Genomic DNA, 16,927 nt, shown 5'->3' with positions numbered 1-16,927 from the left:
AACCAAACTGTTATGCATATGACTCCAGCACAGTTGAGGGTGCGATGAAACGGGACGGAACGCGAATTCGAGCTGTCATGGGTGAAATCCAGTCGCGGATCGCCTCTCGAACCTACACACCAGGCGCGAGAATTCCCTCGGTCCGCGCTATGGCGCAGACCATGCAAGTGTCGGTTTCTACGGTTCTTGAGGCCTATGAAAGGTTGATGGCAGAGGGTGTACTCAATTCTCGCCCTGGCTCCGGCTTTTACGTAGCCGGACCAGTGGCGCCCTTGGTACTCACCGAACTCGGCCCCAGGCTTGATCGTGAAGTGGACCCGCTGTGGATCTCCCGCCAGTCGCTTGAAACCGCTAGCGATGCGTTGAAACCGGGGTGCGGGTGGCTACCTCCCTCCTGGATGTTCGAAGCGGGCTTGCGGAAAGCGCTTCGAACCGTTGCCCGTTCTGACACGCTGAAACTGACTGAGTACGCCTCACCGCTTGGGCATCTGCCACTCAGGCAATTCTTGTCACGAAGGCTGACAGGCATCGGGATCGAAGCCCCTCTCGAGCAGATCATGCTCACGGAGTCCGGCACCCACGCCATCGACCTGATCTGCCGTTTTCTGCTGGAGCCGGGGGACACCGTGCTGGTCGACGACCCCTGCTATTTCAATTTTCACGCACTGCTCAAAGCGCACAGGGTGAACATCGTAGGCGTACCCTATACGGCAATGGGCCCGGACATCGATGCTTTTGGCGCCGCCCTGCTAGCGCATGCTCCCCGGTTGTACATAACAAATGCTGGCATCCATAACCCAACCGGCGCCACCCTGTCTCCGGTCACGGCGCACAGGCTGCTGAAGCTGGCCGACAACTCCAGCCTGGTGATTGTAGAGGACGACATCTTCGGGGATTTCGAGAATGCACCAGCGCCACGGCTGTCTGCCTTCGATGGTCTCTCTCGTGTCATCCAGATAGGCAGTTTTTCCAAAACCATCTCCGCGTCGATTCGATGCGGCTACATCGCGGCTCGCAGTGACTGGATCCAGAGCCTGGTCGATCTCAAGATTGCGACTACATTCGGGGGTGGCCGCCTGGCCGCGGACATCATCCATCTGGCGATTACCGATAGCGGGTACCGCAAACACATGGAAAGCGTTCGCCTCAGGCTGGCCGAGGCCATGGAGAGAACGGTAGCGAAACTAAGGGCCGTTGGTATCAAGCCCTGGATAACGCCCCATTCAGGCATGTATGTCTGGTGCCAACTCCCTCAAGGCACGGATGCAGCCACGCTGGCCCGGGCTTGCTTGAATGAAGGTGTAGTGCTGGCGCCCGGAAATGCGTTTAGCCAGTCCATGACTGCGGGTGATTTCATCCGTTTCAACGTTGCCCAATCGGCTGATGCCAGGATTTACGAAGTGTTGAAACGAGTGCTGAGCGCCTGATAGCGAGCCCCATGGACTTTCATGATGGGGCAAGCGGTAACCAGATGCAGACTTCAAACCCGTCCTGTCGACCTGTTGCCGGGGAGACCAATTTCATCCGCGCGTTTACTCCCTGCACGATGGTTTTGGCAATCGCCAAGCCCAACCCCGAACCACTGATCTCACTGTGACCACGTACAAAACGCTCGGTCAGGTGTTCTAATACAGGCTGCGGCACTGCCGGGCCGCTATTGACTACCCGCAGCTGTGCCTGCTCGGTGAGGCTGACTTCGACCGGCTGGTCCGTTGCACCATACTTCAGCGCATTCTCAATCAGGTTGCGCAGCAGGATGCCAAAGGCGTCCGGGTCAATGATCGAATACACGCTGGTCTGGCTTGGCAACTGCAACTTGATGCGCTGCCCGCTGCGTTGGTTCCACTCGTCCACGCCATGGGCAAGCAACGGGATCAGGTCTTGTGGCGTTTCGGACAACAGCCCGCCGCCCTCGGCTTTGGCCAACTGCATGAGCTTTTCTGAAAGCCTTGAAAGCTCGTGCAACGCGTGCTCGATCTTCTGCGCGCGCACCCGCAGCGGCCCCTCCGGCGCTTCGTGGTGTAACCGCTGGATCTGCGCCAGGGTCGAGGCCAATGGTGTGCGTAGTTCGTGGGCGCTGTTGGCGGTAAAGCTGCGCTCGGCCTCAAGGGCGTTGCGTAAGCGCTCCAGCAGGTGATTGACCGCCTCAGCCAACGGATCGATTTCTGCAGGCAGGTGCTCCACCTTGATCGGAGACAGGTCACCCACACCGCGCGCTTCAATAGCACGACGGTAAGCCAGCACGCTGCGCAGGCTGAAACGCACCAATAACCAGGTGCCCACCAGGCTGACAGGAATCAACACCATGAGGGGCAACAACAACGCAAACAAGGCCTCCCGCGCGGCTTCACGACGATGACCAAGCGGTTCGGCCACCTCGATGAACAGCGTCTGACGCAATGCGCTAGCGCCATACAATCGGTACTTTTCAGAAGTGGAGAAACCTTCAGTTGGTTGTCGGTTGAAAATCTGCGGGTTGGCGTCGTGAGATTGCATCAGAATCTTGCCCTTGGCATCGCGCACCAGGTAAGTCAGGTATTCCTTGTGCATCTTCAGTGTCGCGACGTGTTGGGCTGTGCTGGATTCTTCCCGGTTGCTGATTTCCAGCACGGCCAAGGGCAGAATGCGTTGTGCAGTTTCTTCCAACGCGCTATCGAACGCTTCGTTCAACTCATGCCGCACCACTAGCCAGGCACCCACTGTCGCCACCAGCCAGAGTAAAGTCATACCAAGCGTCAGCCCTAGACCGAGACGTATTTGCAGGCTCGAAGAAGGCTTCATGCGGACATTAACCGGTAACCCATGCCTCGCACGGTTTCGATCAGCTCGCGTCCGAGTTTTTTACGCAGACGGCTGATGTATACCTCGATGGTATTGCTCTCGATCTCGGCGCCAAAAGCATACAGCCGCTCTTCGAGCTGCGACTTGGACAGTAGCGCGCCGGGGCGTTGCACAAACGCCTCGAACAGCGCCCACTCCCGCGACGTGAGGTCCACCGTCGCACTGCCCCGTTGCACCGTGCGGGCACTCATGTCGACCTGCAAATCACCGAGTTTGATCTGTGGATTGGGATTGCCGCTATAACGCCGCCCCACCGCTGCCACGCGGGCCGAGAGTTCAAACAGGTCGAACGGTTTGACCAGGTAGTCATCGGCACCGGCGTTGAGGCCGGCGATACGATCGGAAATCTGATCCTGGGCGGTCAGGATAATCACCGGGGTCACGTGTCCTGCCGAGCGTTGTTGACGCAGAAAATCCAACCCGCGCCCGTCGGGGAGCATCAGGTCCAGCAAGATCAAGTCGTAAGGCGTGCTGCGGACGCTGTTGCGCGCGTGGTCCAAGCGCTGTACCCAATCGACGGCGTGGCCATCATCGGCAATCTGCTCGCGCACCGCTTCACCCAGGCCTGGAGCGTCCTCGACCAGTAGAACCCGCATCTGACACCTCCTGTGATGGTTGTCTTGCAGCACCTTAATCGCCTTGCCTGACGTGAATCTGAAAATTCAGCTGGCTGTCAGGAAGGCCCTTTAGGTTATGCCACAGACGCCGCCCTCGACAGGAGACAAGTCATGAAATCAGGTTTTATTGCCAATGCCACGCTGATGGGCTTGCTGCTCAGCGGTTACGCCCTGGCTGGTGACGACTGCAGCGACCCGGTAAGCGACTGGCAACCTCGTGAAACCCTGCGTCAGCAGGTAGAGCGCCAATACGGCTGGCGGGTGCAGCGCATCAAGGTCGACGATGGCTGTTACGAACTCAAGGGCCAGGACCGCAAAGGCAATGACATCGAAGCCAGCTACTCCCCGGCATCGCTGCACCTGAGGACACTCGAGGTCCATTTCCGCAATGACGGCGATGCCAGGGACTATCTCGGCAGCCCGCTCGCCGAATGACAACTCACCTGTCTATGAATTTTCCTGTCGTTCAGGTTGCTGTCAGCCGGCAGGTCCAGGCTCTCGACCTAACGATCAAGAGGACACGCTCATGAAAAAGATCATCGCAGCAACCTGCCTCATCGGCGCCATTACCCTGCCGGCGCTGGCCCAGGCCCGTGAAGTGACCTTGACCACGCAGCTCAAGGACTACAGCGGCAATGATGCCTACCTGGCGATCTACGTCACCGACGCCAATGGCCAGTACCAGAAAACCCTCTGGGTGGCCGGCAAGAAGGCCAAATATTACAAGCACCTGGCCGACTGGGCCCGTGGCAGCGGGATGAACCCGAGCGAGTTCGACGGGGTCAGCGGCGCCAGCGTCGGCAGTGGGCGCACGCTGAAAGTCAGCGTAGAACTGGCGGACACCCTGATTGATGCCGGGTATCAGATCCGCATCGACAGCGCCGTCGAGGACAAACGCGACGCCCGCGGCGATGTCAGCGTGCCGCTGACATCCAAGGGTGCAGGCAAGCCCGCGACGGGCAGTACCTACGTCGACTCCTTTACTTACGATCTGTAGCACCCGCCACCTCCGGAGGCTGAACATGCTTCGTCAGTTCCATTCCCTTCCTGGCCTGATCGCCGCCCTGTTGGTCATGGTATTGGCCATCAGCGGCGCGATCCTGTCTGTCGAGCCGGCGCTGGAACGTCTGCACAATACGTCCACTTCTGCCGGGCAACTGAACGTCGGCCAACTTGCCGGGCGCGTTGCCAGCCACTTTACGGGGGTGGAGCAGATCCAGCGCTCAGCGTCCGGCACGGTGATCGTCTACTACAACCAGAACGGCAAGGCCGGGGCGGAGAAGGTCGACCCACTGACCGGCCAAGGGCTCGCCCCTTACGAGCCATCCGCGTTCACCCGCTGGGTGAAAGACCTGCACCGCTCGCTGTTCCTTGGCACGCCGGGCCATGGCGTATCGGGTGTTGGTGCCCTGCTCATGCTGGCGCTGTCAGTGTCCGGCGCGCTATTGCTGGCCCGACGCCTGGGTGGCTGGCGCAACCTGCTGCGGCCGCTGCGGGGCACTTTCAGCCAGCGCTGGCATGCTGAAGTCGGGCGACTGGCCTTGCTCGGGCTGTTGTTGTCGGCACTGAGCGGGGCCTACATGTCCGCCACCACGTTTGGTTTTATCGCCGACGGCAGTCAAGGTGAACCCGCCTTCCCTGCGCACGTCAGCGCCGGTCCGGCCTTGCCGGTGGCGAAGCTGCAGGCCTTGCAGGCCACCGACTTGAACGACTTGCGCGAGCTGGTCTACCCGAGCCCCGGCAACCCCCGCGATGTGTTCTCCCTGCGCACAGCACAGGGCGACGGTTACGTGGATCAGGCCAGCGGCGCCTTGCTGTCCTATCAAGCTCACGACCCAATGCTCAACCTCTATGAATTGGTCTACCAGTTGCACACTGGCGAAGGCCTCTGGTGGCTGGGCCTGTTGCTCGGGCTCTGCGCCCTCTGCGTGCCGTTGATGAGCGTGACCGGCATTCTGTTATGGTGGCGCCGCCGCAAGGCTGGCCCGAGCCTCCGCCACAACAGCCCTGCGCATGCCGCCGACAGCGTGATTCTGGTGGGCAGTGAAAACAACAGCACCTGGGGTTTTGCCAAAACCTTGCATGACGCCTTGCACCAGAGCGGCCATCAGGTGCACAGCGCGGCGATGAATGACTGGTTGGGCGATTACCGTAGTGCCCAACGGGTGTTCATCCTCACCGCGACCCACGGTGACGGCGATGCGCCGGCCTCGGCTTCGCAGTTCCTGGCACGGCTGGCCAATACCGGCATCAAGCCCGGCCTACCCTTTGCGGTGCTGGGCCTGGGCGACCGCCAGTTTGCGCAGTTCTGTCAGTACGCCCATCAAGTGCAGGACGCCATGTTGCAGGCCGGTGGCTCGCCATTGCTGGGGCTGGAAACCGTCAACCGCCAGTCCCCTCAGGAGTTTGCGCGCTGGGGCCACGCGTTGGGCGACGTGTTGGGGCACGCGCTGGCGCTGGTTCATACCCCGCAGCGGCCGCGTACCCATTCACTAGAGCTGACAGAGCGGATTGCCTATGGCGAACAGGTAAATGCACCGACCCATGTCCTGCGCTTCAAAGCGCGCGGCGGACTGCCGAGCTTTCTGGCCGGCGACCTGGTCGGGATTCTGCCCCCGGGCAGCCCAATCCCGCGCTTCTACTCGCTGGCCAGCGGTTCCCAGGACGGCGTGCTGGAGATCTGTGTGCGTAAACACAACGGGGGCATGTGCTCGGAGTTTCTTCACGGCCTGGACATTGGCGCCCAGATTGACGCCTTCATTCAGCCCAACCCGCAATTTCGTCCGGCATCGGGCACGCACCCGGTAATCCTGATCGGCGCCGGTACCGGTATCGGTCCTTTGGCCGGCTTTATCCGCAACAACAAGGCCCGACACCCGATGCACTTGTATTGGGGCGGGCGCAACCCGGCCTCGGACTTTCTCTACGAACCGGAACTCAACCAATACTTGTCGGACCGCCGCCTTACGCAATTGCACGCCGCCTTTTCTCAGGTCCCGGAGCGCAGCTACGTACAAGACCGACTGATCAGTGATGCCCTCGCCTTGCGCCGGCTGATTGAAAAAGGTGCCCAAGTACTGGTGTGTGGCAGTCGCGAAATGGCCAAAGGCGTGATGCAGGCCCTGGATGAAGTCTTGGCGCCCCTCAACCTCAGCGTGCTGACCCTCAAGGCACAAGGACGCTACCGTGAAGATGTCTACTGAGTTGCAGCGTTACAGCCTGAACGGCGAAACCATGGGCACCCGCTACACTGCCCTGTTTTATGCCGGGGCCGGGCTTGATACCGACGAAATTGGCCAGCAACTGGCCCGCGCCGTGGCCCGGGTGGACCAGCAAATGTCCACCTGGAAACCCGACTCGGACCTTAACCGCCTCAATGCCGCCCCCGAGCAGCAATGGGTGTCGGTACCCAACGAACTGGCCACGGTGCTGTCTGCTGCATTGCGCGTCAGCCGGCAATCCGGCGGCGCCTTCGACATCGCTGTTGGTGACCTGGTGAACGCGTGGGGCTTCGGCCCAGCGGCGCGGCAGGTCACAGCGCAGGGGACCGGCACAATTGCGCCGCGCTCCCGGCTGTCAGCCGACGCCGCATTGGAGGTTGAGCCACAACGCAATCAGGTGCGCAAGCGCGCGCCGGCGAACCTTGACTTGAGTGGGATTGCCAAAGGTTTTGGCGTGGATGAACTGGCCCGTTGCCTGGAAGGTTCAGGTATCACTCGCTACCTGGTCGGTATCGATGGCGAAATGCGCGCCCGGGGCGTCAAACCTGACGGACAATGCTGGGTCGTGGCCCTGGAAAAGCCCAAAAGGGGCGTGCGTGAGGTCATGGGTGTGATGGAACTAAGCGATACCTCAATCGCGACCTCCGGGGACTACCGACAGTGGGTTGACGTGGCCGGTCAGTCCTATGCTCACACCATGAACCCGGCCACCGGCACGCCACTGCGCAACTCGCTCGCCGCCGTCACCGTGGTGGCGTCCTCGTGCATGCTCGCCGATGCCTGGGCCACGGCGCTGATGGTCCTGGGCGAAACCGAAGGCCCTCGTCTGGCTCAGGAGCGCGGGATGGACGCGCTGTTCGTGCTGCGCGAGGGCGAACAGTTCAAAGAAATATCCATTGTCGGCGGACAGTTGCAGGCGCAAATTGAAACCCGCTGACGCCGGCTGCAGGCGCGCTCGGCACCCGTGCAACTTGAACCGCCTGATGACAGGGAGCCCGTTAAACAGTGAAATTCATGCACAGACACACCGAGGCACACAGAAGCGATCGTATCGGCTGGCTGCGCGCCGCTGTCCTGGGTGCCAACGACGGCATTGTCTCTACCGCCAGCCTGCTGATAGGCGTCGCGGCCGCCGACGCCAGCCATGCCACGTTGCTGGTCACCGGAATGGCGGGGCTGATGGCCGGGGCCATGTCCATGGCCGCTGGCGAGTACATTTCGGTACATTCCCAGGCCGATACCGAACGGGCGGACTTGACCCGCGAACGGGCAGAACTGGCCAGCGACCCGAAAGCTGAGCACATCGAACTCGCCAACATCTACATACATCGCGGGGTAGCACCCGAGCTGGCGCATCAAGTGGCCGATCAACTGATGGCCCATGACGCACTGGGCGCCCACGCGCGGGACGAACTGGGCATCAGCGCCACGCTCGCCGCCAAACCCTTGCAAGCCGCCCTGGCGTCCGCCGCCAGTTTCGTGGTGGGCGCCGCCTTGCCACTGGCGGTGACGTTTGTCACGCCGGAGCACAGCGTGGTGCCTTGGATATCGGGCATGTCATTGGTATTTCTCGGGTCATTGGGGGCTATTGCCGCCAAGACTGGCGGGGCCAGCATCATGACGGGCGCCTGTCGGGTGACCGTCTGGGGGGCGTTGGCCATGGGCGCCACGGCTCTGGTGGGTCGCTTGTTTGGCGCGGTGGTCTAGCGTAAGAAGCGGACCTCAGGCCGTGCAGTCGGCGGCCTACGAATCGATCCGCCCTGGTGCAGTTCGGCCAGGGCGCTATACATCAGGTTTAAAGCGGTTTGAAAAGGCACATCATGCAACTGCATTTCCGACCTCTCAGCGACGCCTCCATCGCTGACATCATCGCGCTCAACAACAATCCCGATGTCTTACGCCAAATGCCCTTGGGTCGTCCCGACTTTGACGAAAGCAAGTGCAAGGTGTGGGTCGCCCAAAAAGAGGCCCAATGGGCACTGAATGGCTATGGTCCCTGGGCTTTTTTCGTTGAAGATGAATTCGCCGGCTGGGGTGGCCTGCAGCAGGAAGACGGTGACGCTGATCTTGCCTTGGTGCTTCATCCAGACTACTGGGGGCTTGGCAGAGTGATTTTCGATGAGATCGTACGGCGCGCTTTCCAGGAGATGGGGCTTGAGTCGATCACCCTGTTGCTTCCACCAACCAGAACACGAATCAAAGGTATTCTTCGCCTGGGGTTTCGCCTTGACGGAGAGGTGGATATCGACGGCACGCCCTTCTCGCGCTATCGGCTACTCGCCACGGCCAAGCATTGACTTGTTGGCTGGATCGCCGGGGCACGCCCCTGCCCTTTTTGGATTGCGGTATACCCATCCGTCAGCCGCATGACGCGCTGGGTGGCGATACACCCAAGCGCTATGCTTGCTCAGGCAGGAGGGCCGCGCATGTGTGGAAGGTTGAGCCAGTACCGAGGCATACACGATTTTGTCGAAACCCTGAGCCTGCCAGAGGCCTGGCGGAACAACGTCGGCGACCAGCCACTTGGCCGGTACAACGTCGCGCCGACCACGCCGGTGGCAGTGCTGCGAATGGATGAGGCGGGCCCGCGGGCGGACCTGGTGAGATGGGGATGGCGGCCCCATTGGGCGACCGACCGTGCTGCGCCGATCAACGCCAGGGTCGAAAAGGTGACACACGGCCCCTTCTTCCGGGCAATCTGGCCGCACCGAGGCATAACGCCGATCGACGGCTGGTATGAATGGGTCGATGAAGGCGGACCGAAGAAACAGCCGTACTACATCCGACGCTGCGACGGGCGCCCTTCCCTTTGCGCCAGCATCGGCCAGTTCGCTGGCGGCGAGCATGATGGGTTCGTCATCATTACGGCCGATGCCCAGGGCGGAATGGTAGATGTGCACGACCGCAGGCCAGTGGTTTTGGCCCCAGACCTTGCGCGTGAGTGGATGCAAACCACGACGCCGGGCGAACAGGCCGAGCAGATGGCGCTCAACCTGGGCGAGCCAGCCGAGGCCTTCGAGTGGTATCGAGTGAGCACAGCCATTGGCAATGTGCGCAACCAAGGTGCCGAACTGATACAGCCGCTTCAGTGATGCGGTAGTAAGTTCTTCCGGCTCGAGTACCGGCAGCGCAACATCACCGAACGGATGTTTGGCTGGCTGAAAGAGAGGCGCCCTGACGAAAACGCATCAGTTGGTTCGCGAATTGGTCCGAAGGGCTTCGCCCAGCGCCTATGCCGCTCCGGCATAACATGCTCCACGCAGGTGCATGCTCTGCCGGCAGATTGTAGCGTCAATCATCCAAAGACCTGGTTGAGCGCCTAAATCTCGAATGTGAAAACATGGGCGCTGTCATTGAATCAAGCTGGATACAATTGATCATCTATCGAGACTGTAAGTGGCGAACGTTCTCCGCCGGTATGGAGTGTGGTATCCGTTTCAATCAACATGACCGCACATTCATCTTCGGCGATCGGTTTGTGTCGCACCCGTTTGGGAATAATGCAAAACTCCCCTGCATTCAAGACAATGGTGCGATCTTCGAGCTGAATGCAAAGCGTGCCATAGATTACTGAAAACATCTCGTCTTCATGTTCGTGCGCATGCCAAACAAATTCTCCTTTCAGTTTTGCAATTTTGACGAACTGGTTATTGACGCGACTGAGGACTCGGGGCTTCCAGTATTCTGTGAGCGTATCCAGTTCATTTCGTAGGTTGATGCTATCCAAGGTGTTGATCATTCTTGCTCATGTCCATGTGTCAGTCTGTGCCTTGCAATCTAAAGAGGAGCGTGAACTTTGAGTAGCGACGAATTATAATGCCGGTATTAACACTGCTAATGGCTTGACATGAACAAAACTCACAACCTTGATCTGGCGCTGCTCAGAGCCTTCGTCGAGGTGGCGGATACTGGGAGCATGAGCGTTGCGTCAGTCAACCTGCACCTGACACAAGGTGCTGTTAGCCAGCGAATCAAGCGTCTGGAGGCATTCCTCGACTGCCAGTTATTGCTGCGTGATACACAGGGCAGTCGTCTGACGGCTAAGGAAACTCCGAACAAGTTGCTCATCAGTCGAAAATGGGCGGCTTAGGGATGCCGAAAAGCCCGCTTTTCAGTCGCTGATTATTGGATACCAAGGCAAAGCCTTGGTTATCTGGACTCACGGGCGCACCTCTCCCGCAGCAGGCAATAATTGCCGGCGCACCATCCACAGATTCGACAGGGCAAACAGCTTGGTCAGTTGCGCCGTGTTCTTGGCCAAGCCGCGAAAACGAGTCTTTACATAGCCGAACTGGCGTTTGATCACCCGGAACGGGTGCTCCACCTTCGCACGCACTTGCGCCTTGGCCTTTTCGATCTTGCGCTTGGCTTGGTAGAGCACGCTGCGTTTGCTCAAGTGCTTGTAGGTGCTGCGGCGGGCAGCGACCTGCCATATCACCTGCCGTCCCTCGTGTTCTGGCCGCTTTTCCACGCCTGTGTAACCCGCATCCGCACAAATGACATTCTCTTCGCCATGCAATAGCTGAGCGACCTCCGTCACGTCAGCTACGTTCGCGGCGGTGCCATGAACGTGATGCACCAGACCCGATTCAGCATCCGCGCCGATGTGGGCCTTCATGCCGAAATAGTACTGGTTGCCCTTCTTCGTTTGATGCATTTCAGGATCGCGCTTGCCTTCCTTGTTCTTGGTCGAACTGGGCGCGTGGATGATGGTAGCGTCGACAATGGTGCCCTGGCGCAACGACAGGCCCTTGTCTTGCAGGTAATTGTTGATGGTTTCCAGAATGCCGGCTGCCAACTGATGCTTCTCCAGCAGGTGCCGGAAGTTCATGATCGTCGTGTCTTCGGGGATCGGAGCGCTGAGCGTCAGACGAGCGAACTGGCGCATCGAAGTGATCTCATACAGCGCCTCTTCCATGGCGGGATCGCTCAAAGAGAACCAATTCTGCAGCAGGTGAATGCGCAGCATGGTTTCCAGAGGATAAGGCTTGCGGCCACCGCCAGCCTTTGGGTAGTGAGGCTCGATCAACGCCACCAGTCCACTCCACGGAACCACCTGTTCCATCTCGGCCAGGAAACGCTCGCGACGGGTTTGCTTGCGCTTGCCGGCGTACTCGAAATCGGAAAAGCTCATCTGACTCATGGGATGGCGGACTTGTAGAAGGCAGTTGGACGGAGGGCTATTTCAGCACAGGTCAGATGGCCTGTGCTGACTTGATCGGAGAATCCCTAGACGAAGCCATCAGGCTCGGCGAGGACATAAAAATAAACCGGCCAAGTGTATACCACAGCAATAGGGAGTTGGTTGCCGAGATCCAAGAATTCAAGAACGGCCCTTACTTTGACACGCTCAGTGCCCGCTCTTACGGAAAGCTGGACCTCACAGTAAAAGAATACATATCAAAACTGACTAAAGAAGAAAAAGCCAGCGACAGCACGCCCCTGTAACCTGCCTGCATCTCTACCAGCAGATCTCACAACAAGAGCCACGCGCTTTAATCTATTTAGAGCGCGCCCTTAGGCTGCCTCTCTCATTCCGGCTAACGCGCAATCAATCCAAGCAGCGCCCGTCCTAGCCAACTCTCTCGTTTTGCCTTCGCTAAGACCATAGTTTTTGCCCGCTCGGACCATAGACCATTTGGCGCCATAGTACAGCCAGATAATCTCTCCCATCTGCTGATCCCGGCATGTGAGCTTAGCGACAGCATTATCGACAGCAATTGCCCATTCATCAGTGATGCAGTAATTCTTACTACTATAAGCCTGCGGACAAGCCTGCCGAGAAGAAGCACCTCGCGGCCTAACCCTCCGGCGTTGCCCGCCAGCGACTAAACTGCTCCGGCATTGGCTTATCTGATCTCAGTTCCGTTTATCGTCATCCGTTGGAGGGCTGTACATCCCCCTATCCTCGCTGAGTCGGTGAAAAGGCGATCGCTTCAGCCAAGGGATTGCGAAATGGTAAACAATTAACAGCATTGCCCATCCAGCAAGGCAGAAAATCGAACACTCGCTTTTGCTCAATGCCAGGGCGAAAGAGATTGCCACTATCGCAAACATGATGCTGACGAAGAAGAATCCAGTCGCCAGGACATTGACGAGGAAATTAAGCCTGTGCCAACGATCTGGGATCAGTTCGAGGGGGCCTGTGGCGATCAGAGCAATTCCAAACGGCACGGAATAGCTGATCAACGACGCAGATGGCTTTCCCAGCCAAAGAAACGCTATCCAAATCGCGAGCCCTATGAATGATGCCGTTCGGGTCTTCATCGCGGCAGCTCCTGATCTTGGCGATCTTCCTCGATCTCGCAACCCCATTACCACCCTCCTTGTTTGGTGAGCGGCGAAGCATATCACTCGGCGCTGCCCGCCAGCGCCCTCCCCTATTAAACGATAACGCCTCCCCGGCGAGGGCGGCGCTTGCAATGGAGAAGCACATGAAAGTCGACACCGAAGTCATGGCGCTGCTTAGCGCTTCCCGCACCGAAGATAACAAGCTGTTCATCACCAGCGGCCAGCTGGATCGCAGCCTTTATGCCCGCCTGGACAAGACCCTGAAAGCTGCCGGCGGCAAGTGGAACACCAAGGCCAAAGCGCACCTGTTCGCTGATGACGCCGCCGAGGCGATCGAAAACAACATCCTCACCGGCGAGATCGCGGTACCGAAGGACTTCGGCTTCTTCCCAATGCCAGGTCCTGTGGTTGATCGGCTGCTGGAATTCGCCCAGCTGGATAATGGAATGTCAGCCCTGGAAGCCTTCGGCAGGACGCGGCGCAATTGCCAGCGCCCTGGCCATCGCCGGCTTGGAAGTCGATTGCGTCGAGCTGCTGCCGGACAACGCGAAGCACCTGGAGCAACTGCCTTTCCGCTCCGGGCGCTGCACCGACTTCCTCAGCATCGAGCCTGAGCCGATCTATGACCGCGTCGTGATGGACCCGCCGTTCGACAAGAAGCGCAGTGATATTCACCACGTAATGCACGCACTGAAATTCCTCAAGCCGCGTGGCCTGCTCTGGTGGCGATCATGCCAACCGGGGTGATCTTCCGCGAAGATGCCTTGTCACGTGACTTTCGCGGCATCATCTCATCGCGCAGCGGTAGCATCGTCAACCTACCCGACGCTTCGTTCAAAACCTCCGGCACCATGGTTAACACCTGCGTCGAGATCGTCTCAGCCTGACTACCCCGCGCCTGCCCCTCCGGCGCAGCCCGCCAGCGTATCACCCCTTCCGGTATACCTCAGGTGACCATGCGCTGCTGAAGACGATGACCCCGAAGATCAGCAGATAAAGCCAATGTTGGCTCGGGTACGAGAAAGACCCTACCTGGGCGACCACATACACAGCGCCACCCACAACTAGACGCTGGCGGCGCGTGAACCTCTGCCTTAGAGCTACCAGCTTTCCCTTCCATCCCATTACCACTCTCCTTTTTTGGTAAGCGGCGAAGCATACCAGCAAGAAGCACTGCGCGGCGCTGTGCTGAGATGAGAGATTCATCCGGACTGGTGGCAGAGCAAAATAGCCAAACCGATACAGAACCAGCATGAGGTTGTGGCCTAGATGTCTGTGGCCGTAGAGCAAGCAAGGGAAGAAACAATCCAGAACGAGCGGGCGTTCCGGGTCGCCTTTGGCCAGAAACGCTTCCTAGTCCAAGCTACCCACAGAAGCTCTGAATGCGATCGGGTGGAAGCTGTGTGACCTCTTGAGTATCGAGCGGGTCAATGACTAGATTGTGCTGAAGCGAATCCGAGAAGGCTCTGACTCACGTGATGAGGGTGATCGCGCCTGCTAGAAATCACATTGATACGATCGGGATTTGCGAATAGCGAGGCTAGCCCTTGCACTGATGATCGACCGTCCGCTATCGACCCAAAGCGGACATCTACATACTCTGATTGACTAAGCTATCGCCCACCGCACGATGGTGATCAACACTCGGACTTGAACGAATGACAGACAATCCTTTCCGTATTCCAACGGATGCTGAAATTGCTGACGCAGAGAGCAGGCTCAATTTTCGCTTTCCCGATGAATACATCCGCTTCCTGAAAGGTGGCAGCGATGTCGCAAACGCCGCATTTGAACCAGCGGTGATTTTGGGGGGATGCAGCCATCTGGATATCTTTGAAATTACCGAAGCCGCCTGGGCCCAAGGCGTTCCTCGAGATTGGTTGCCTTTCATTGAAGACAACAGCGACTACTTCTGCATATCGCGGGCTGGTGTTGTCCGGTACTGGTCACACAACGGAAGCACAAACGAAAGTTGGCCAACCTTTGCCGCCTGGTTCAAACAGGTCTGTATAGCCCTTGAGTAGCGTCTGTACGATATCTGCAACCCGTACCAAATGTTCGATTCTGGCCGAACACTGCCTTTCGTCCCCGGCAGCTATGGGTCGAAAGCTGCCAGTCGCGACTGACTGTTTTCGACCCATAGCGAACGTTTGAATGCTCGGTGATTGCTTCGGTGCTTTTCAATGAGCATCATCGGGGTTCGACAAGGAGACGTCTCTATGCCCAAACCAGTGCTGCATCTCATCTCAGGAAAAATTGCATCCGGTAAGTCAACGCTAGCCAAAAGCTTGGCAGTTGAAGGATCGACGGTTCTGCTGAGTGAGGATCATTGGCTCTCACGGCTATACCCTGAACAGATCAAGTCAGTAAACGACTATGTGCGTCTTGCGCGCCAGATTCGGCAGGTGCTGGGCCCGCTCGTCATCGATATCCTTCGGGCTGGAGTGACTGTCGTTTTGGATTTTCCTGCAAATACTCCCCAAGATCGACTATGGCTGCGCAACCTGGCTGACGCAGCCGAGGTTTCACATTGCGTCCACTACATCGAGGTGGACGATGACACCTGTCGAGACAGGTTGCATCTTCGCAACCACCGTGGTGAGCATGAGTTTGCGGCGACTGACGCGGAGTTCGATCTGATCACTAGCTACTTTCGAGCGCCGCATAAGGATGAAGGGCTTCAGATTAAAATTCACCGACATTGACGATCTCTAGTGCGGATTTGGGCCACTACCGACCCAGAGCGCACCATCACCTTCGTCTATTAGCGACCTCAAGCAACGCCGCAACAATGAACGGCCCCTTTTTCTCCAGATACTCAGCCATACCGCCGATATTGGTGGCTTCCAGTTCAATCTTGAGGTCTTGATATCGCTTCCGAAGGGAGGCGTCGTTCCTGAGCAGATCTCTGAACGTCAGCATCTGGATGACTGAGTGGTGACCACGGCTGCAAATGTGAATCTTGTGGGTCCGCAGCCCGCCAACATTGCGGCGGTAAAAGTGGTGCCCTTCCGACAAGTCACTGCCGCGCACATAATCCAGCGTCAGCAACACCTCGTCTCGCGCTGCCTCATTGCGATGCTCTGAAACCTCGACCAGCACATCGATCTCAGGCTTTGCTGCAAGTTGCGGTACAGCCGTGCTGCCTACATGGTGAATGGCGAGAAGCTCATCGCCTAATACCGAGGCCAGCAGCACTTTAACCGCCTCATACCGTTGCGGCCATGCGGAATCGTAAGCCGTGATCTTGCTGGTCAGCGCCATGGGGGCCTCCTTGGGCAAGTGAAAATGTCCTGATGCGCCTACACGGCAGGCGCCTGCCGCCACTCAAGCGCGATCTGGCATCTAATGACCTTGCGCAACCTGGTCAGGCTGCGTGCCCATACTCGCGAGAAAAACATCGGTATCCCGATTGGTCCGCAGGCAGACCACGCGACAGCCCGACGGGGCCGTCGCCACGAATCGCTTTATCGCCTCCCGAGACGAGGTTTTCGTCCGCCACATGAACCTGAAAAACTCCGGCAGGTTGGCCAGCAACTCCGGGCAGTTGTCCGGCAAGTCAGGCCGGGATCGGCCGCGGTTCAACACCGTTCTGAGGAGCACGCGCCAGAATCGAAGCGGAGCCGAGCGATCAATCCATATCAACATGTCAGCGCGGGCCAGCCGGTTGTTCCATGTGGTCGAATGCCCGCCTTCGAAGATCCAGCGCTCACGGGCCTCGACCTCATGACAAAGACGCGTCTTCTCGTCCCGGCTCCGCTCGACCCACCCTGGCTGCCAATGAATCGTGTCGATGTGCACGACCGGCAAGCCAGTGCGCTCGCCAAGCTTGCGCGCCAGGGTACTTTTCCCAGCCCCTGGCTGACCAATGATCATCACCCGCTGCATTCAAGCTCCCTCTCGCCATGCCTGCTGAATTTTGGGCGCGCGATTCTACGGCAATGGGCGACGCAGTCA

21 protein-coding genes are annotated in these 16,927 nt (G+C 58.7%); 14 read left to right on the top strand and 7 right to left on the bottom strand.

Annotation, left to right across the window (positions count from 1 at the left end; genetic code table 11):
• Positions 1 to 44: 44 nt before the first annotated feature.
• Positions 45 to 1,427 (top strand): PLP-dependent aminotransferase family protein, encoded by a 1,383-nt coding sequence (locus tag ACF8EA_RS08700; RefSeq protein WP_392521617.1) that lies wholly within the window; start codon positions 45 to 47, stop codon positions 1,425 to 1,427.
• Between the two features lie 19 nt (positions 1,428 to 1,446).
• On the opposite strand, the gene ACF8EA_RS08695 is transcribed toward ACF8EA_RS08700, so the two are convergent.
• Together ACF8EA_RS08695 and ACF8EA_RS08690 are read right to left on the bottom strand one after the other, a co-directional pair.
• A complete protein-coding gene (locus ACF8EA_RS08695; protein WP_392521615.1) occupies positions 1,447 to 2,781 on the bottom strand; it encodes an ATP-binding protein in 1,335 nt (444 codons plus the stop codon).
• Positions 2,778 to 3,437: a response regulator transcription factor gene (locus tag ACF8EA_RS08690; protein WP_392521613.1), complete on the bottom strand. Its 660-nt coding sequence runs from the start codon at positions 3,435 to 3,437 to the stop codon at positions 2,778 to 2,780. The genes ACF8EA_RS08695 and ACF8EA_RS08690 overlap by 4 nt, the downstream gene beginning before the upstream one ends.
• A gap of 132 nt (positions 3,438 to 3,569) precedes the next feature.
• On the opposite strand from ACF8EA_RS08690, the gene ACF8EA_RS08685 reads away from it, so the two are divergent.
• The 7 genes from ACF8EA_RS08685 (at position 3,570) to ACF8EA_RS08655 (ending at position 9,771) form a co-directional block, all read left to right on the top strand.
• Entirely contained in the window at positions 3,570 to 3,893 is a 324-nt protein-coding gene (locus tag ACF8EA_RS08685) for a PepSY domain-containing protein (protein ID WP_101196008.1), read from the top strand.
• Positions 3,894 to 3,984: 91 nt separating this feature from the next.
• A complete protein-coding gene (locus ACF8EA_RS08680) occupies positions 3,985 to 4,455 on the top strand; it encodes a DUF2271 domain-containing protein (RefSeq protein WP_392521611.1) in 471 nt (156 codons plus the stop codon).
• Between the two features lie 25 nt (positions 4,456 to 4,480).
• A complete protein-coding gene (locus tag ACF8EA_RS08675) occupies positions 4,481 to 6,661 on the top strand; it encodes a PepSY domain-containing protein (RefSeq protein ID WP_392521609.1) in 2,181 nt (726 codons plus the stop codon).
• Positions 6,651 to 7,616 (top strand): FAD:protein FMN transferase, encoded by a 966-nt coding sequence (locus tag ACF8EA_RS08670; RefSeq protein ID WP_392521953.1) that lies wholly within the window; start codon positions 6,651 to 6,653, stop codon positions 7,614 to 7,616. The genes ACF8EA_RS08675 and ACF8EA_RS08670 overlap by 11 nt, the downstream gene beginning before the upstream one ends.
• A gap of 68 nt (positions 7,617 to 7,684) precedes the next feature.
• On the top strand, positions 7,685 to 8,386 hold the full coding sequence (locus tag ACF8EA_RS08665; RefSeq protein WP_392520731.1) for a VIT family protein: 702 nt from the start codon (positions 7,685 to 7,687) through the stop codon (positions 8,384 to 8,386).
• 113 nt (positions 8,387 to 8,499) lie between these two features.
• A complete protein-coding gene (locus tag ACF8EA_RS08660) occupies positions 8,500 to 8,976 on the top strand; it encodes a GNAT family N-acetyltransferase (RefSeq protein WP_021782911.1) in 477 nt (158 codons plus the stop codon).
• Between the two features lie 129 nt (positions 8,977 to 9,105).
• Entirely contained in the window at positions 9,106 to 9,771 is a 666-nt protein-coding gene (locus ACF8EA_RS08655; RefSeq protein ID WP_103469739.1) for an SOS response-associated peptidase, read from the top strand.
• A gap of 266 nt (positions 9,772 to 10,037) precedes the next feature.
• On the opposite strand, the gene ACF8EA_RS08650 is transcribed toward ACF8EA_RS08655, so the two are convergent.
• Positions 10,038 to 10,418: a cupin domain-containing protein gene (locus tag ACF8EA_RS08650; protein WP_319298699.1), complete on the bottom strand. Its 381-nt coding sequence runs from the start codon at positions 10,416 to 10,418 to the stop codon at positions 10,038 to 10,040.
• A 108-nt stretch (positions 10,419 to 10,526) separates the two neighbouring features.
• Between ACF8EA_RS08650 and ACF8EA_RS08645 the strand changes: the two genes are divergently transcribed.
• Positions 10,527 to 10,769, top strand: a complete 243-nt coding sequence (locus ACF8EA_RS08645) for a LysR family transcriptional regulator (protein WP_392521607.1) — start codon at positions 10,527 to 10,529, stop codon at positions 10,767 to 10,769.
• A gap of 69 nt (positions 10,770 to 10,838) precedes the next feature.
• On the opposite strand, the gene ACF8EA_RS08640 is transcribed toward ACF8EA_RS08645, so the two are convergent.
• Complete coding sequence (locus ACF8EA_RS08640) at positions 10,839 to 11,822, bottom strand: IS5-like element IS2000 family transposase (protein ID WP_392521605.1); 984 nt, start codon at positions 11,820 to 11,822, stop codon at positions 10,839 to 10,841.
• 71 nt (positions 11,823 to 11,893) lie between these two features.
• Between ACF8EA_RS08640 and ACF8EA_RS08635 the strand changes: the two genes are divergently transcribed.
• Positions 11,894 to 12,127, top strand: coding sequence for a hypothetical protein (locus tag ACF8EA_RS08635; RefSeq protein ID WP_392521604.1), 234 nt, complete (start codon positions 11,894 to 11,896; stop codon positions 12,125 to 12,127).
• 411 nt (positions 12,128 to 12,538) lie between these two features.
• Here ACF8EA_RS08635 and ACF8EA_RS08630 read toward each other — a convergent pair whose 3' ends face one another.
• Positions 12,539 to 12,946: a hypothetical protein gene (locus tag ACF8EA_RS08630; protein WP_274103629.1), complete on the bottom strand. Its 408-nt coding sequence runs from the start codon at positions 12,944 to 12,946 to the stop codon at positions 12,539 to 12,541.
• A gap of 167 nt (positions 12,947 to 13,113) precedes the next feature.
• Here ACF8EA_RS08630 and ACF8EA_RS08625 point away from each other — a divergent pair, with 167 nt between their 5' ends.
• From ACF8EA_RS08625 to ACF8EA_RS08610, 4 genes are all read left to right on the top strand, one after another.
• Entirely contained in the window at positions 13,114 to 13,584 is a 471-nt protein-coding gene (locus tag ACF8EA_RS08625; RefSeq protein ID WP_274103627.1) for a hypothetical protein, read from the top strand.
• Between the two features lie 108 nt (positions 13,585 to 13,692).
• Complete coding sequence (locus tag ACF8EA_RS08620; RefSeq protein WP_392521601.1) at positions 13,693 to 13,857, top strand: hypothetical protein; 165 nt, start codon at positions 13,693 to 13,695, stop codon at positions 13,855 to 13,857.
• A gap of 771 nt (positions 13,858 to 14,628) precedes the next feature.
• A complete protein-coding gene (locus tag ACF8EA_RS08615) occupies positions 14,629 to 14,994 on the top strand; it encodes an SMI1/KNR4 family protein (RefSeq protein ID WP_021782107.1) in 366 nt (121 codons plus the stop codon).
• 195 nt (positions 14,995 to 15,189) lie between these two features.
• Positions 15,190 to 15,675 carry an ATP-binding protein gene (locus ACF8EA_RS08610; RefSeq protein ID WP_274101628.1) on the top strand — a complete coding sequence of 162 codons (486 nt, stop codon included), beginning with the start codon at positions 15,190 to 15,192 and terminating at the stop codon, positions 15,673 to 15,675.
• Positions 15,676 to 15,721: 46 nt separating this feature from the next.
• Here the strand turns inward: ACF8EA_RS08610 and ACF8EA_RS08605 are convergent, their stop codons facing one another.
• Both ACF8EA_RS08605 and ACF8EA_RS08600 read right to left on the bottom strand, forming a co-directional pair.
• Positions 15,722 to 16,234 (bottom strand): GrpB family protein, encoded by a 513-nt coding sequence (locus tag ACF8EA_RS08605; RefSeq protein WP_392521599.1) that lies wholly within the window; start codon positions 16,232 to 16,234, stop codon positions 15,722 to 15,724.
• A gap of 81 nt (positions 16,235 to 16,315) precedes the next feature.
• The gene (locus ACF8EA_RS08600) at positions 16,316 to 16,858 is read right to left on the bottom strand and encodes an AAA family ATPase (protein WP_392521598.1); all 543 of its coding nucleotides are present in this window, start codon (positions 16,856 to 16,858) and stop codon (positions 16,316 to 16,318) included.
• Positions 16,859 to 16,927: the final 69 nt, after the last annotated feature.

Source organism: Pseudomonas sp. YQ_5 (genome assembly GCF_043103305.1).
GTDB lineage: Bacteria > Pseudomonadota > Gammaproteobacteria > Pseudomonadales > Pseudomonadaceae > Aquipseudomonas > Aquipseudomonas putida_Y.
This window is presented reverse-complemented; position numbering and strand designations above follow the sequence as displayed.

Bases quoted from the DNA above. Each gene is read 5' to 3' on its own strand.
- ACF8EA_RS08700 (WP_392521617.1), top strand. From the start codon at position 45: ATGAAACGGGACGGAACGCGAATTCGAGCTGTCATGGGTGAAATCCAG.
- ACF8EA_RS08695 (WP_392521615.1), bottom strand. From the start codon at position 2,781: ATGAAGCCTTCTTCGAGCCTGCAAATACGTCTCGGTCTAGGGCTGACG.
- ACF8EA_RS08690 (WP_392521613.1), bottom strand. From the start codon at position 3,437: ATGCGGGTTCTACTGGTCGAGGACGCTCCAGGCCTGGGTGAAGCGGTG.
- ACF8EA_RS08685 (WP_101196008.1), top strand. From the start codon at position 3,570: ATGAAATCAGGTTTTATTGCCAATGCCACGCTGATGGGCTTGCTGCTC.
- ACF8EA_RS08680 (WP_392521611.1), top strand. From the start codon at position 3,985: ATGAAAAAGATCATCGCAGCAACCTGCCTCATCGGCGCCATTACCCTG.
- ACF8EA_RS08675 (WP_392521609.1), top strand. From the start codon at position 4,481: ATGCTTCGTCAGTTCCATTCCCTTCCTGGCCTGATCGCCGCCCTGTTG.
- ACF8EA_RS08670 (WP_392521953.1), top strand. From the start codon at position 6,651: ATGTCTACTGAGTTGCAGCGTTACAGCCTGAACGGCGAAACCATGGGC.
- ACF8EA_RS08660 (WP_021782911.1), top strand. From the start codon at position 8,500: ATGCAACTGCATTTCCGACCTCTCAGCGACGCCTCCATCGCTGACATC.
- ACF8EA_RS08655 (WP_103469739.1), top strand. From the start codon at position 9,106: ATGTGTGGAAGGTTGAGCCAGTACCGAGGCATACACGATTTTGTCGAA.
- ACF8EA_RS08650 (WP_319298699.1), bottom strand. From the start codon at position 10,418: ATGATCAACACCTTGGATAGCATCAACCTACGAAATGAACTGGATACG.
- ACF8EA_RS08645 (WP_392521607.1), top strand. From the start codon at position 10,527: ATGAACAAAACTCACAACCTTGATCTGGCGCTGCTCAGAGCCTTCGTC.
- ACF8EA_RS08640 (WP_392521605.1), bottom strand. From the start codon at position 11,822: ATGAGTCAGATGAGCTTTTCCGATTTCGAGTACGCCGGCAAGCGCAAG.
- ACF8EA_RS08630 (WP_274103629.1), bottom strand. From the start codon at position 12,946: ATGAAGACCCGAACGGCATCATTCATAGGGCTCGCGATTTGGATAGCG.
- ACF8EA_RS08625 (WP_274103627.1), top strand. From the start codon at position 13,114: ATGAAAGTCGACACCGAAGTCATGGCGCTGCTTAGCGCTTCCCGCACC.
- ACF8EA_RS08615 (WP_021782107.1), top strand. From the start codon at position 14,629: ATGACAGACAATCCTTTCCGTATTCCAACGGATGCTGAAATTGCTGAC.
- ACF8EA_RS08610 (WP_274101628.1), top strand. From the start codon at position 15,190: ATGCCCAAACCAGTGCTGCATCTCATCTCAGGAAAAATTGCATCCGGT.
- ACF8EA_RS08605 (WP_392521599.1), bottom strand. From the start codon at position 16,234: ATGGCGCTGACCAGCAAGATCACGGCTTACGATTCCGCATGGCCGCAA.
- ACF8EA_RS08600 (WP_392521598.1), bottom strand. From the start codon at position 16,858: ATGCAGCGGGTGATGATCATTGGTCAGCCAGGGGCTGGGAAAAGTACC.